Origin of the sequence: Sorangium sp. So ce406 (assembly GCF_051474675.1) — a bacterium.
Lineage (GTDB): Bacteria > Myxococcota_A > Polyangia > Polyangiales > Polyangiaceae > Sorangium > Sorangium cellulosum_G.
This window is the reverse complement of the sequence record NZ_CP150340.1, coordinates 4,547,769-4,562,093: the sequence shown is the minus strand read 5'-3', so window position 1 is coordinate 4,562,093 and position 14,325 is coordinate 4,547,769. Positions and strand designations below refer to the sequence as shown.

The window sequence follows — 14,325 nt, the reverse complement described above, 5'->3', positions numbered from 1 at the left end:
GGCGAGCTCGTCGATCACGCCGTCAGCGTGGCGGCCGGCCGCTCGATATCGGTGCTTCGCGCCCGGTAACGCTACGCAGCATGACGGTGACGCGCGAGCCCACCCTTCCCTTGTAGGTGACTCGTGGCTTACGATCGCGTCGGCGCTGCGGTGAGGCGCATCCGCATCCCGGCCTCGGGCGTGGTGAAGGCCCGCGCGCTGGCCGCGACCGGGTGCGCGGGCGGCTCGAACGCGTACCGGGCGGCGAGCGTCGCGAGGGTCAGGATCGCCGCGGCCATGGCGTGGTGGTTGCCGATGCACTTGTGCCGGCCGGCGCCGAACGGGAGGTACGCGTGGGCCGGCCGGGTGACGCCCTCCGCAAAGTGCTCGGGGTGGAAGTCGTCCGGCCGGGCCCAGTGGGCGGGGTGGCGGTGCAGCGTGTACGGGCTGACGGCGAGGATCGCGCCCCGCGGGATCGGCACCCCGCCGAGGACGTCCCGCCGGGCGGCGACCCGGTTGATCACCCAGACCGGCGGGTAGAGGCGCATCGACTCCTGGACGACCATCCGGGTGAAGCGCAGCCCGCGCGCGTCGGCGAACGTCGGAGGCCGCTGCCCGATCTGCTCCGAGACCTCGGCGGCCAGCCGCCGTCCGGCGTCGGGGTGCGTCGCCAGCAGGTACCACGTCCAGGTGAGCGCGAGCGCCGTGCTCTTGTAGCCGCCCACGAGGAGCGTCGCGATCTCGTCGAGGAACTGCCGCTTCCCCATCGCCCCGGTGCTCAGCTCGTCGGCGAGCAGGCGCGTGAGGAGCACGTCGGGGGCGCGCCCCGCCTCCAGGCTCGCGCGCCGCCGCGCGATGAGGCGCGCCACCACCGCGCGGACCCGCGCGGCCGTCGCGGCGAACCGGCGGTTGCCCGGCGTGGGCAGCCACGCGGGGGCCAGGACGGGCGCGCCCATCGCCTCGACGAGGCGCGCCTCCATCTCCTCGTTGAGGGCGCCGAACTCGTGGACGTCGTCGCGCAGATCGCCGCCGATCAAGAGCTCGGCCAGCAGATCGAGCGCCAGGCGGCGCATCTCGCCCTCGACGTCCAGCGTCGCGCCGACCTGCGTCGACCAGCGCGCCCCCGCCGCGGACGCGGCGCGCACGACGCCGCCCGCCATATCCTCCACCGCCCTCGGCTGGAACGACGGCTGGAGGAGTCGGCGCTGCCGGAGGTGGACGTCGCCCTCGGCCGTGAAGAGCCCGCGCCCGAGCAGGCGGCCCATCACCTCGAAGAAGCGCAGCCCGTCCTTCGTGGCGCCGCCCCGGTCGATCGCGCCCGTGAGGATGCGCCCGGCCTCGTCGACGTCGTTGACGAGGTAGTTGGGGCCGAAGAGGTCGAAGAACGCGACCTCCCGGTAGCCGGAGCCGCCGTCCCGGGTGAGCCGCCGGTAGAACGCGAGCGGGTTCGCCTTGAACTCCCGCACGTTCCGCAGGCTGGCGCCGAGGCCCCGGGGGGCCGCCTGCGCGGCGGGGCGCGACGGGGCCGCGGCGGGGCGCGACGGGGCCGCGGCGGGGCGCGACGGGGCCGTGGCGGGGCGCTGCGGGGCCGTGGCGGGGCGCGACGGGGCCGGAGCGCTCATGGCGAGCCCCTGCCCGGCCTCGCCCGCAGCACGGCGTAGAAGGCCGGGATCCGCGTCGAGGTCTGGCCCGGCCGCATCGCGGCCGAGCGCAGCTCCGCGCTCCCGGCCTCGACGTGCTCCCACGACGCCCCGGGGAAGCGCAGCGCGAGCTCCCGCGCGCCGAAGCGCGCCGGCGGCGGGAGCCCCGCCTCGAGGCAACGCAGGAGCGGCGTCGGGTAGTCGCCGCCCCGCGCCCCGAGGAACTCGAGGTACGCGAGAGCGCTGCCCGGGAAGTCGGTCTCGACGAGCAGCAGGGTGCCGCGCTCACCGACCAGCGCCTGGCAGCTCTCGGCGAGGCGGTCCCGCTGCGCCGCGTCGAGCGTGTGGAAGAGCCCGCGGACGAACACGTTGGCGGTGCCCACCTCGGCGCCGAGGCGCGCTCCGGCGCCCGCCTCGGTCATGTCCAGCACGCGAAAGGAGAGGCGCGGCGGCGCCGAGGGCCCCCCGGGGGCGGCTCCCGCCTCGCCGGGCGCGGGCGCCGCGCTCGTCCGGTGGAGCGCCTCGAGCTCGGCGCGCGTCTCCCGCTCGGCGTGCGCCACGGCCTCGGCCGAGACGTCGACGCCCACCGCGGCCGTGAACCAGGGCGCGAGGGCGCGCGTGTAGCGGCCGTTGCCGCAGCCGACGTCGACCAGGGGGAGGCCCGAGTCCATGGCGCGGCGGGCCAGACCGACGATCCAGCCCCGCTCCTCCGCGCTGTCGCCGTCCCAGAGCACCTCGCCGCCGGCGCCGGTCTGCCGGATGCCGCGCCAGTAACGGTCCCAGGCGCCTCCGCGGGCCCGGAACGCGCGCAGCCCGGCGCGGACGAGCGTAGGGACGAGGAGCGCCCTGCGCCAGGGCGCGCGCTGCGTCGATGCGCGATCGGTCACAGCGATGCCCCCCGGGTCGCGAGCTCGAGCGACAGCGAGAACTGGAGCTCGAGGCAGTCGAAGACGGTGTGGATCATCCCCACGGCGACCTCGCGGCCGCGCTCGTCGAGCGGCTCGGACTTGAAGGCGACGGCGTCGGCCTCCTCGTCCGGCTCGAGCGCGGGGTGCGACAGCGCGTGGCGATCGGCCAGGTAGTCGAGCCGCAGCGGGCGCTCGGCCTCGACCCGGCGCGCGAGCGCGCGCGTGTTCTCGAAGAACGCGTCCCCGCTCGCCTCCAGCGCCTCCATCAGCCAGAACCGCAGCGCCGGCTCGGGGTGCGCGAACGCGAGCTTGACGAAGGCGGACATGCTCCGCCGCTGCGCCTCCGAGTGCTTGCTCGCGCAGTAGAACTCGAGCGTGTCGCTCGCGCTCCAGCCGAGCCGCCGGTCCATGTCGAGCTCGATCCAGTCGCGCAGGTACAGCCCGTGGTGGGACTGGAGGTCGGCGACCCAGCGGTTGATCGCCCGCTCGCGCGGGTCCGCCGGCCGCCGGTACGCGAGGGCGTGGGCGTTCAGATCCCGGTAGCCCATGCAGTCCGGCGTCCAGAAGAGCGCGATGCGGCGGAGCTTCTCCTCGGGGTCCAGCGGGTCGCGCGCCCGCATCCACGCGAACAGCGCGTGCTCCGCCGCGGCGCGCTTGCGCTGCTCCAGGACGCGCTGCACCGGCTCCTGGCCCGGCGCGACGGGCCCGCCCCGCCGGCGCGCCGGGCTCGCCGCGGCCGGCCCGGGCTCCTGCCGGGGGGCGCGCGCGGCGGACGCGATGCGCGCCGTCGACGGCGGCCCGGCGTCGCTCGTGGCCCGCTCGGCGTAGCGGAGGAGCCGGTCGCTCTTCACGCGGATCATCTCGAAGAGGCGGCTCACCAGCGCCATGGCCCGGGCGCGCCGGCCCTCGTCGAGCGTCGCCTCCTCGAAGAGCTGGCTGTCGAAGAGCAGGTGTCCGATCTCCCGCTTCAGGTGGTACGGGCCGAAGTAGCGGTACTCCACGCCGGAGCTGCTCGTGAGATCGGCGGCGACGCCGGCGGAGGCCGTGAAGAAGACATGCCCCCACGCCTCGATCGCCTGCATCACGGCGGAGCGGACCAGCGGGTCCTCGTTCAGGGTGCACATCTGCATGATCTCCATGCCGTACTCCCGGAAGATGTCCGTCTCGGTGCCCGCGTAATACCACCCGAGCATGTCGCTCGCGCGCCAGCCGAGGCGCCGGTCGAGCCCGAGCTTGCGCCAGTCCTCGAGGAACAGCCTGGCGTGCGTCTCGTCCTCCCGCGTGTGCCTGTTGATGGCGTGCTCGAAGGCGCTCGCGGGCGCCGGGTACCTCATGAACCACCGGTTCATGTCGCTGAACCCCAGGATGAAGTTCGCGATGACCGGCGCGAAATCGAACCGCGTCTCCAGCGACGTGGGGCCGCTCGCCATCCACCGGTAGAACGGGTGCGCGGCGATCTCCCGCTTCTTCTGCTCGATCAGCTCGACGACGTGCTTCATGGTGCCTTCCTCCGCTCGGGGACGACGCGCGACGCGCCGGCGCGCCGTCAATCGAACAGGACCCACAGCGTCCTGAGCTCCCGGCCGAGGGGGCGGAACACCATCCAGTCCGGGGAGGCGTCCAGGGGCCGGAGGCGCGGGAAGCGGTCGAGCAGGGTGCTGAAGAAGACCTGCGCCTCCAGGCGCGCCAGCGCCTGCCCCATGCAGGAGTAAGGGCCGATGGTGAAGCCGACCTGCCGGCCCGCGCCCTCCCGCGCGGGGTCGAAGCGATCGGGCGCCGGAAACGCCTGCGGATCGCGGTTCGCCGCGGCCAGCGCGAGGACGAGCGTCTCGCCGGCGCGGATGTGCTTGTCGCGGATGGCGAGGTCGACCGTCGCCATGCGCCGCACCGAGGCGACCGCGCCGTGATACCGCATCATCTCGTCGAAGGCGTTCGGGAGGAGCGCGCGATCGCTCGCCAGCCTGGCCCGCTCCTCGGGGTGGTCGAACAGGATCTGCACGCCGTTGCAGAGCTGGTTCGCGGTCGTGTGGTACCCGACGACGAGGAACATGATGCATTGCGCGACGATATAATCGTCGCTGAACTGTACGGCGTCCGGGTCCGCGTCCACGAAGACGCCGAGCAGGTCGGCGCCGCGCTCGCGCCTGCGCCGCGCCTGCTCGACGATGGGCCGCAGGAACTCGGACAGCTCGACCATGCCCTCCTGGCAGCGGAAGAGCTGGTCCCGATCCCCCATCTCGAGGAGCTCGGAGATCTTGTTCGAGCAGCAGAGGTACAGGTCGACGGCCTCGGTCGGCAGGCCGGTCACCCCCGCCACGACGGCCATCGCCATCGGGTGCGCGACGTCGTTGACGAGATCCATCTCGCCGCGCCGCACCGCCGCGTCGAGCAGGCCGTCGAGGATCGCCTGGACGCGCGGGCGCTGGGCCTCGACGTGCTGCGGCGTGAAGTGGCGCTTGAGGCGCTTGATGAAGAGGGCGTGCCGCTCCGGGTCGGCGCGGTCCCCCCAGGCCAGGAAGATGCGCCGGAGGGGTCCTAGCGCGAGCTGGTCGGCCGTCGTCAGCCCCTCGATGCGCTTGAGCTCCTCGACGACGGAGAGCCGCGGATCGCGGAGCGCCGCGCAGACGTCCTGGTAGCTGGTGAGGACCCACGACTCGAGCTGAGGGCTCCAGCACACAGGCGCCTCGTCGCGCATCCGGTGGAGCAGCGGATGCGGGTCGAGGAACAGGGCGGGGTCGCGGAGATCGTAGGTGCCGACGGCGTGCGAGGGGGCGGTGGCGGTCATGCGCGGCGTTGCTCCTTGCGTGCAGCAAAGCGGGAGAGGCGACGGGCAGCGGCGGCATCGGCGATGCGCCGTGTTCCTCCAGCGTGGCCAGGGTGTGGCGCGCGGCCCGGGGGCCTATCGCGGCCCGTCGCAGCCCGTCGCGGATCGGAAAAGCAATCCACGGGCCCGCCTCGCCGAGGAGGTCGCACACGCGAGAGAAGCCTGCGTGTGCAGGGATTCGCGCGACCCGGCCGGTGGCACGATGCCAGCGTGCCACCGGGCACCTGCTGGCACCGTGCCAGCGCGCCGTCGGAAGCCGGCGCTCGTGTACTCCCGCTTCGGGTGGCCTTCATCCACCAGCGCTCGAGCGTGCTCCAGTCCGCGTCGATCGCGATCGGGAAGCCGTACCCGAAGCGCGTCAGATAGCCTTTGATCGCCCAGGGATCGAGGGCTCGGGATCCTCGTGGTGAACCATCCCGACGACCAGGAGCCCTCGCGCCCGATATCGCTCGTCCAGCGCCTTGAGCGCCGGGGCCGTGGCGTTGCACAGCAGCGGAGATCCCGTCGAGGCGACCGACGGAGTCGCCCGCCCAGGCGAGCATCCCGTCCCGTCGCGCCGGAGAAGAAATTGCTGTGGTCCACGTGCGGCACTGTCCATCGTCACTGTATCATCGGTGAGGACGAATCCTCAGGTGCCGTGTCAGCGGGGGCGCCGCTCACCCTGGCGCGCGAAATCGCTGGACACGCCTCGCCGAATATCGGATTTTGAATTGTCGCAGTGGCCGGAGACGGGCGCGAGCAAGCCGTGCTGCATCCTGGCCCCGAGGCGACAGAAGATTCGTTGCGCGATCGGTCCCGTCCTGAACGAGCGCCGCAACATCACCAGCGTGTCCGCACACCGAAGAGGCCGCCTCTCATTCGCAGCCGGACGCGACAATTCAACCAATGATCGACAAATAAACAGACTCAGTTGCACAGACTCAGTCGTAAGTTAATACTGTTGACCAAGCTCGTATGCCGTCGGTAGAGTGAAGCCGCCCGCCCGATGTGGGGTTGGACGCGACTGACGGCCTGAGCTTACCGGCCTGCGAGAGCTACATGCGATACAATCACTTGCAACACGCATCTGCAACCGACCGCCGCGCATCCCGACGACGTCTGGCCGCGCTCGTGGCGCTGACCGCGTTGTCCCTGAGCGCGTGCGGCGACGAAGGAAACGACGCGTCAGGCAGCGCGCCCGAGGGCGGCGCGGGGGGGCCCGCTGCGACGAGCGGATCGGGCGGATCGGGCCCGGTGGCGGGCTCGAGCGCGACCTCGGGGTCGGGCTCGGCCTCGAGCTCGCACGCGGCCTCGGGCTCGGGTGGTGGCGACTCGACCATGCACCCGTATGACCACTGCGTGAACGGCTATATGCCCCACCCCAGCGACTCCAGCCCGACCATGAAGGATGGGCCGGCGGAGTTCTTTCCGCCCGGGAAGACCGATCCGAACATCGTTGATCTGACGGTGCAGCCGGAAGTCCTGGAGTGGATGTATGACAACTCGTGGCAGGCGGCCCACGTCGAGTGGCACGCGATCCGGGCCTGCAACCTCCCGGGCGGCGGTGGGTTGAGCAAGGTGAACATCTGCCGGTTCACCCAGCTCGTCCCGGAGGATCAGAACTGCCAGACCGGCGGCGACGGCTATCAGTTCCTGGTGTTTCACCGCCACATGATCCAGGCGTTGAAGCAGCTCTGGCCCAACCACAGCGAGCAGTTCGAGGGCTTCACCAAGTTTCCGACCTCGGCGGAAGACGTGCCGCCCCAGTGGCGTTCCGCGTGGAAGGACTGGGATGCGTCCGCCCTCGAAGCCGGGAGGATCGGCGACGAGATCGACAAGCCCGAGAACCTCGCGAGGTTCCCGGACGAAGGGACGCTCGGCTTCTGGCTCCAGTGCAACGTGGGGCAGAGGCTGCGGACGCCGGAGGCGAGCAACATGCCGTGGGTCGGCCTTCATTTCGTGCTGCACGCCAAGTGGGCGCGTCCGGGCAACACGCAGCACGGCGTGAACAACACCGAGGCGAACATCGACAACTACATGTTCTGGAAGCTCCATGGCTGGATCGACAACGTGTGGGAGAAGTATCGCCTCGCCAAGGGCCTGAAGCCGACCGACCAGAAGCTGAAGGACGATCTCGTCGCGCAGTGCCGCGAGATGGACACCGAGATCAAGATCATCCAGGAGAACCTGACGCCCGACGAGGTCGTGAACCCCAACGAGCCGTTGCCGGTGGAATCAGGGTTCTTCCACGAGAGGGTGCGGCCCCTGTTCGAGGACACGACGAACCTGTGCAGCGGATGCCACGCCGAGTCGGGGGCCAATGCGCGGCTGACGCTCGGCGGCCACATCAGCTCCAGGAAGATCGTCGACGGCCTGGTCAACCGCCCCTCCCTCGACGGCGGCCAGTACAAGCTCGTCGTTCCGGGCGATCCCGATCATAGCTGGCTCTACCTCAAGGCCGCCGGGCTGGCGGAGACCGCGGGCTGCACGCCGACCGCCACGGCACAGTGCATCGGGGGCGTGATGCCCCCCAGCACGACCGGGCCGACCATGACCCCGCAGCAGCTCGGGATCTTGCGTCAATGGATCCAGGACGGCGCCGCGGGCCCGCCCTGATCCGAGGCGGCGCACCTCGGCGTCGAGGTTGTCCATTCTCGACGCCGAGCGCGCTGACGCCCTCGTCTCCCCCTCCCCCGACCGCGACGGCCGCGTCCCATTCCTGAACAGCCGCGCGCTTCCCCGTCATCCACAGCGACCGTCCTGGCGTCCGCCCGATCGCGGGAGCTGGCTCAGTTCGCCCCTGTGTACGTGAACTCCAGGATCGCTCCCGGGTTGCTCAGGGCCGTCGTCGCCCCGCCGGTCGGGCCGCTCGTGTTCCCCTCGGTGTCCGTGATCACGTAGAATGTCAGGCCGTCCGGGCTCATCGCGAGGTCGCGGTAGCGGTTGGTGGTCTGGAAGTGGACGACGGGCTCGCCGACCACGGAATCGCCTGTCGCGCTCAGCTTCACCCGGTACACCGCGCCCTTCTTCAGCGTGGTCATCAGGAGTGAGTCCTCCCAGCCCGGGATGCCGGATGCAGCAGCGTAGTGGTGGAGCGAGGAGGGCGCGATCGTCGGCCAGCAGATATAACCGGAGGACCCGCACGTGTGATTCTGGAAGTTGTAGCCGTCGGGGACGGTGTAGAAGGTGAAGAACGGCGGCGTGAAATCGGGGTGGCTCCACGCGCTCTCCTGCTGCTGGGGGACCGAGGAAGGAGGCGCATAGTCGTTCCACGGGAGCGACGCGCAGGGCGTCGTCGAGGCCGACCAGTTGGCGTACTTGTAAGCTTGATTGTCCTGATACCCGGCCACGTGCGGCCAGCCGTAGTTCTTGCCGGGATGGATGACGTTCAGCTCGTCGTCGGTCTTCGGCCCATGCTCGTTCGCATAGAGCGTGTCGCCGCGGAACGTGAGGCCCTGCGGGTTGCGATGGCCATAGGAATAAACATGGCTGCGGGTGCCGGCGATCTGCGGGTTGTCGGACGGGATCGAGCCGTCGAGGTTCAAGCGCAGGACCTTGCCGGCGTACTTCGACCAGTCGCTCGCCGCCACCTCGGCCGCCGTGGGTAGATCCTGCGAGCCCACCGGGAGGCACTTCCTGTTGAACTGGTTGTTCCCTTGATCCCCGACGGTGTAATAGAGCTTCTGATCGGGGCCGAACAGGAGCCGCGCGGAGTTGTGATCGTCGCTGCCGGGCAGGCCCGTGATGATGTCGAGAGGGCTCTCCAGGGTCCCGGCCGTCGGGTTGTACGTGTAGCGACGGATCTTCGTCCTGCGGCTCACGGCTGAGCCTGGATCGGCGTCATAGGTGTAGGAGATGTACACGTAGTCAGCGCCCTTGCCCTGGAGCAGCTCCGGGTGCAGGGCCAGGCCCAGCACCCCGTCTTGCCCACCCGACTGGTACGCTTCCGTGATCGTGACCGCTGTCGCCTTCTGACCGTCCGACGGCCTCACGCGCACGACCCGCTTCCCCACGCGCTCGGTCAACCACAGATAGCCGTCCGGCCCCCAGACGACCCGGATCGGAAACGATAGCCCTCGCACGACCTCGCGCGAAGCGAACGTGGCGTCCTCGGCGGCGAGCTCAGCAGAACCTTCGCCCTCCTCGGCGACGGGCTCGCTGGCGCCAAACGACGGATCGTGGGCTCCGACGGGGCCGTCCAGGGAATCCGTGGGGCCACATCCGATGAAGCTCCACGACGCCGTGGAGAGCAAACCAGCCTGAGCCATGAAGATCGCCGAGCGGCGTGAGAAGAAGACGGACATGTGACTACCTCGCTGTTTGTTTCAGTTGACGGCGCTCACCAGGTCCCACCGTTCCAGGCCCCGGCGGGCGTGATGAGCGAGCTTCCGACGTGAAACCGCGGATCGCAGGGCGAGCATCGAATCGTGCCCTGATGAGGCAAAGGTCTTTACCATGAGCAACGATTGTCAAGCTCAATCCGCGTTGCAATACGAATGGATCCGGCGCGCGCACGCGGCGCAGGATCGCGGAGAGGGCGCTCCCCGCGCGCGGCGGGAGATGGCACCATCTCTGAGCCCAACAACCCCCCTGCCCTCCGGATTCACCGTAGGCGCGCGGGCTCAGGCGAGTCCGGCAGCGCCCTTACACCGCGGAGAGCCTGCTCACGTGGTCTGTCTTGTTCAAGGGGTCGCGCACGGATTGTATGCCACCCAGCAGTCGATCCACAGAGCTCTGATCCGTGCAGCCGTTGACCACGACGATCTCGAGCCTCCCCGCCATCAGGCCGAGCGTGACACAGGGCGAATGGAGGTGATCAGAAGTGGTTGCACGGCTACACCTGCGCCTGTCGTGCCTGTGAGCTGGGCAGCAGGCCCCTGCGGCCTGGAGGATGGCGTCCCGCGAGGTGACGGGCCGGAGGACTTGAATAGCGAGAGAGGCTCGAGAGAACAACGGTGTTGACGCCGCCCTGCGCGGTGGCGTGAATGCCGCGGGTGGATGCCCCGCTGACCCCCTCCTCGCCGCCGAGCGCGCCGCGCACCGAGCCGCCCGGCGACCCCGGGCAGGCCCGGCTGACGCTCGCGATGCTCGCCCAGCCCACGGCGCCGGCCGCGCCGGGGGTCACCGCGGCCGGCGCGACCGCCGCGCCCCGGCGGCGCGCCGCCTGGATGCGGCCGGCGCCCTTGCTCGCCGGCAGCGCCGTCCTCCTCGGGCTCGACCTCGCCCTCGCGATCACACCGCGCGCGTCGGTCGCCCTGACCGCGCTGGAGACGCTGCTCGTGCCCGCGTGGGTCGCGGCCGTGGTGTCGCTGGAGCGCCTGCGCAAGGCGCTCGCCGGCGCGCGGGTCGAGGCGAGGAAGCCCCGGCTCGCCCTGTTCCTGCTCGCGCTCACCCTGCTGCTCGCGTGCATCGGCGAGAAGTGGCTGATCCTGCTCGGGCACGCGGCCGAGGACGCGGGGCACCGGGGGATCGTGATCTACCGGTCCTACACGGTGCTCGCGTTCGTCGTGGCGCTCGCCGGCCTGCTGGGGCGCCGGCCGATCGAGCGGCTGATGGCCACGGCCGCGGAGCACCCGGCCCGGCTGATGGTGCTCTCGTTCGGGGTCGCCACGCTGCTCGGCAGCTTCCTGCTCACCCTGCCGCAGTCGCTCCGGAGCGTCGCGGACGCGTCGTTCATCGACGGCCTGTTCATGTCGGCGAGCGCGGTGTGCGTGACAGGGCTCGCCGTGCACAACGTCGCCGAGACCTACACGCCGTTCGGTCAGGCGGTCCTGCTGTTGCTGATCCAGATCGGCGGGCTCGGGATCATGGTCCTGTCGACCTTCTTCGCCATCGTGGCCGGCCGGAAGCTCAGGCTGCGCGACGCGGCCGTGATGGCCGAGATGATCGACGCCGAGTCGTTCGCGCGGCTCCGGCGCAACCTCGCCGCGATCGTCCTGTTCACGCTCGGCATCGAGGCGGTGGGCGCGCTCGGCCTGCTGTTCAGCTTCCTGCCCCACCACGAGATCGCCGCCGGGCCCGTCGCTGGCGAGCCGCTCTCGGGCGCCGGCGATCACCTCTGGGCGGCCGTCTTCCACGCGGTCAGCGCGTACTGCAACGCGGGCTTCTCGCTGTTCGGCGGCGGGCTCGTCCCGCTGGTCGGCTCGCCCGCTGTCTCCGGCGTGCTGGCGGGGATGGTGATCCTCGGCAGCCTGGGCTTCCCGGTGCACGACGAGCTCCTGCGCCGGGCCAGGCTGCGGCTCCGCGGCGAGCGGCCGCCGCGGCTGTCGCTGCACAGCCGGGTGGTGCTGATCGGCACCGCGGTGCTGCTCGCGATCGGGGCCGCGGGCTACCTGGCGCTCGAGTGGCGCCGGTCGATGGACGGCCTGTCGTGGCCCGTGAAGGTGATGGCGAGCTTCTTCCAGTCGGCGATGACGCGGTCGGCGGGCCTCAACACGGTGGATTACGGCCTGATGGGTCCGGCGACGTGGATGCTGACGTGCATGCTGATGTTCATCGGCGGCGCGCCGGGATCGACAGCGGGCGGGATCAAGATCACGACGTTCGCCGCGCTGTTCGCGGCGCTGCGCGCCGAGCTGCGCGGGGACGAGGCGCCGCACCTGCTCGGCCGGGCCATCCCGGCGGCCACGGTGCGCCGCGCCCTCGGCATGGCGTGCCTGATGGTGGTGCTCGTCGCGGGGTTCCTGCTCGTGATGCTCACCCTGGAGCCGCACGACCCGCTGGGCCTCGCCCTGGAGACGGTCAGCGCGCTCGCCACGGCCGGCCTGTCGGCGAACATCACGCCGTCGCTGAGCGCCCCGGGGAAGCTGGTGATCACCCTGGCGATGTTCATCGGGCGCATCGGGCCGCTGACGCTGGCGATGGCGCTCGCGAACCAGGCGCGGGCGCGGTGCTACCGGCTGCCGGAGGAGAAGGTGGGTATCGGGTGAGCGGGGCGCTCGGCGCGCGCGGCGCGGGCGCGCGTGGGCGCATGGGCGCGTGGGCGCGGGGATCGTGCTGCCCGCCCCGCCGGCGCGGCGGCGGCGACGATTTCGCGAAGGACCGGGGAGCTTCGGCTCATCCAGCGACAGGGAGCGTCGTGCTTCCCGGAGGCCGCCGTCGTCGCGACAGCGCACCACGCGGCCGCGCGGCGCTCGCGGAGGAGATCCATCATGGCATATCGCAGATCCGTTCTTGTGCTCGCAATGGCCACCCTCGGCGGCCTGTTCGCCGGGTGCGTCCCGTTCGGCGATCCCGAAGGCCCCGGCGCCAGGGGCGTCGTCTCGCTGGGTGAGGGCGTGAGCACGAGCGAGCTCAAGACACTCCGGGTCCGCGCCGTCCCGGCCTCGGACGCGCCGTTCGACACGGAGAACCCGCAGTTCCCCGGTCCCGATGTCCATGGCGACAATCGATGGGACGCGCTCGCGGAGTCTCTGGAGGGGCTGAGCTTCCCTCATCCGTACGAGATCGGCGCCGTCCTCGGCACGACCGACCACCCGCGCTGGCGCGTGTTCGCGTGGCTCTCCGCCGATGGGGTCGAAGAGCAAAGCGACGCGCCGAAGAGCGGAGAGCCCTACGGGACGACCACGGTCGATATCGACAGCTGCGGGATCAGCTACGGCGGGTACTGCACGGTCACCGAGGGGGTGGACGTCACCATCGATCAGACAGCGCCCTGACAGCGCATCGCGCACGACGCCGTCGCAACGCCCAGGCCCCTGGGCGCCTCATCCGTTGGCCTTCGCGGCCCCCCTGCCCTTCGCCCGCGCGGCAGGCGCCTTCGGGGCCGCGCCGCCCTTCGCCCGCGCCGCCGGCGCCTTCGGGGCCGCGCCGCCCTTCGCCCGCGCCGCCGGCGCCTTCGGGGCCGCGCTGGCCTTCGCCCGCGCCGCCGGCGCCTTCGTGGCCCCGGCTTTCTCGAAGCGCACATCGAAGACGCCGGCGTCCTCCTCGACGAAGCGGAGGAGCGCCTCCCCCTCCTCGGCGAGCTGGTCGCGCGCATCCCTGGAGAGCGCCGCGAAGGGCGCGATCACGAGGGTTGCCGAGGCCTTCTTCCGCTCGATCGTGCACGTGCCGGCCACGAAGCCGTCCACGAGGAACGTCGGCAGGATGCGCAGGTTCGCGGAGAGGACGATCCGGCCGCGATGCTCGTCCGCGATGACCCGCGTGCGGTCGTCGTGCGCGAGCAGGAGGTTGTCGTAGTCGGGGAGGAACCGGGCCGGCGCGGCGGTGTCCGCGGGCGGTCGCGGGGCATCGGGCAGATCGAAGAGCTCCCGGCCTCGCTCGTCGCGGAACGTGCAGAGCCGCTCTCGCAGGGACTGGAGCACGTCCTTGACCCGGGTGAGGCCGGACCACGTCTGCACGTCGGTCGCGGTCGCCGGGCCGAACGACGCGAGGTAACGGAGCACGAGCGCGTGAGGCCCCTCGCCCTCGCAAAACGGTTTGCCGAGCCACGACGCTGCCGGGGCGAAGTCCGCCGTCCCCGGGTAGCCCCACGCCGTCGCGGAGGGGACCTGCACGACCGGCAGGTGCATGCGAACCATGAGGGCCATGGCCCGCACGTCGCCCTCGGTGTGGAGCTGGGCCAGGTGGTCGCGCAGCTCGTCCATGGTCCGCGGCTCCTCGTCGAAGTACGCGCGCGCCTCGGCGACCAGCCGGGAGATGTCGAGGTCCTCCGCGCGCCCGCGGAGGACCGACCGCGCCCCGGCGTGGAGCACCGGCGCGATGATCGGGTGCAGCGCCAGGTAATCCTTCGCGCTCACGAGGTGCAGCGTGCCGCGCAGGAACGGCGCCCGGACGACCTCGCGGCGCGCGATCAGCTCGACGAGGTGCTCGCGTCGGAACCCCGCGAGCCGCGACCAGAGCCCGATGAACGGTGGCCGCGCGAGCTGGGCCTGGAGGGCGATGAGCCGCTCGATCCCCTGGACGGCCGTGGCGCGCTCCCGCGAGAGCAGCATCTGCCGCGCGAGCGTGGCCCGGTTCAGATCTCGTCGTGTCAGCGTCGTGGTGGGCACGCCGG

General features: G+C 71.4%; 9 protein-coding genes. 3 read left to right on the top strand and 6 right to left on the bottom strand.

Features of this window, described 5'->3' with window-relative positions; genetic code table 11:
• Window positions 1–128: 128 nt before the first annotated feature.
• From WME96_RS16580 to WME96_RS16565, 4 genes are read right to left on the bottom strand one after another with little or no spacing between them, the layout of a single operon-like run.
• On the bottom strand, window positions 129–1,601 hold the full coding sequence (locus WME96_RS16580) for a cytochrome P450 (RefSeq protein WP_437291084.1): 1,473 nt from the start codon (window positions 1,599–1,601) through the stop codon (window positions 129–131).
• Window positions 1,598–2,506, bottom strand: a complete 909-nt coding sequence (locus WME96_RS16575) for a methyltransferase domain-containing protein (RefSeq protein WP_437291083.1) — start codon at window positions 2,504–2,506, stop codon at window positions 1,598–1,600. The genes WME96_RS16580 and WME96_RS16575 overlap by 4 nt, the downstream gene beginning before the upstream one ends.
• Entirely contained in the window at window positions 2,503–4,026 is a 1,524-nt protein-coding gene (locus WME96_RS16570) for a hypothetical protein (protein WP_437291082.1), read from the bottom strand. Before WME96_RS16570 ends, WME96_RS16575 begins: the two co-directional genes overlap by 4 nt.
• Before the next feature lie 47 nt (window positions 4,027–4,073).
• The gene (locus tag WME96_RS16565; RefSeq protein ID WP_437291081.1) at window positions 4,074–5,312 is read right to left on the bottom strand and encodes a cytochrome P450; all 1,239 of its coding nucleotides are present in this window, start codon (window positions 5,310–5,312) and stop codon (window positions 4,074–4,076) included.
• 1,356 nt (window positions 5,313–6,668) lie between these two features.
• Between WME96_RS16565 and WME96_RS16560 the strand changes: the two genes are divergently transcribed.
• Window positions 6,669–7,946: a hypothetical protein gene (locus WME96_RS16560; RefSeq protein WP_437291080.1), complete on the top strand. Its 1,278-nt coding sequence runs from the start codon at window positions 6,669–6,671 to the stop codon at window positions 7,944–7,946.
• Window positions 7,947–8,119: 173 nt separating this feature from the next.
• On the opposite strand, the gene WME96_RS16555 is transcribed toward WME96_RS16560, so the two are convergent.
• Window positions 8,120–9,634: a glucose/sorbosone family PQQ-dependent dehydrogenase gene (locus WME96_RS16555; protein ID WP_437291079.1), complete on the bottom strand. Its 1,515-nt coding sequence runs from the start codon at window positions 9,632–9,634 to the stop codon at window positions 8,120–8,122.
• Window positions 9,635–10,315: 681 nt separating this feature from the next.
• On the opposite strand from WME96_RS16555, the gene WME96_RS16550 reads away from it, so the two are divergent.
• Window positions 10,316–12,259, top strand: a complete 1,944-nt coding sequence (locus tag WME96_RS16550; RefSeq protein ID WP_437291078.1) for a TrkH family potassium uptake protein — start codon at window positions 10,316–10,318, stop codon at window positions 12,257–12,259.
• Between the two features lie 222 nt (window positions 12,260–12,481).
• Window positions 12,482–12,988 (top strand): hypothetical protein, encoded by a 507-nt coding sequence (locus WME96_RS16545; protein WP_437291077.1) that lies wholly within the window; start codon window positions 12,482–12,484, stop codon window positions 12,986–12,988.
• Window positions 12,989–13,036: 48 nt separating this feature from the next.
• Here the strand turns inward: WME96_RS16545 and WME96_RS16540 are convergent, their stop codons facing one another.
• Entirely contained in the window at window positions 13,037–14,320 is a 1,284-nt protein-coding gene (locus WME96_RS16540; protein WP_437291076.1) for a winged helix DNA-binding domain-containing protein, read from the bottom strand.
• Between the last annotated feature and the right edge of the window lie 5 nt (window positions 14,321–14,325).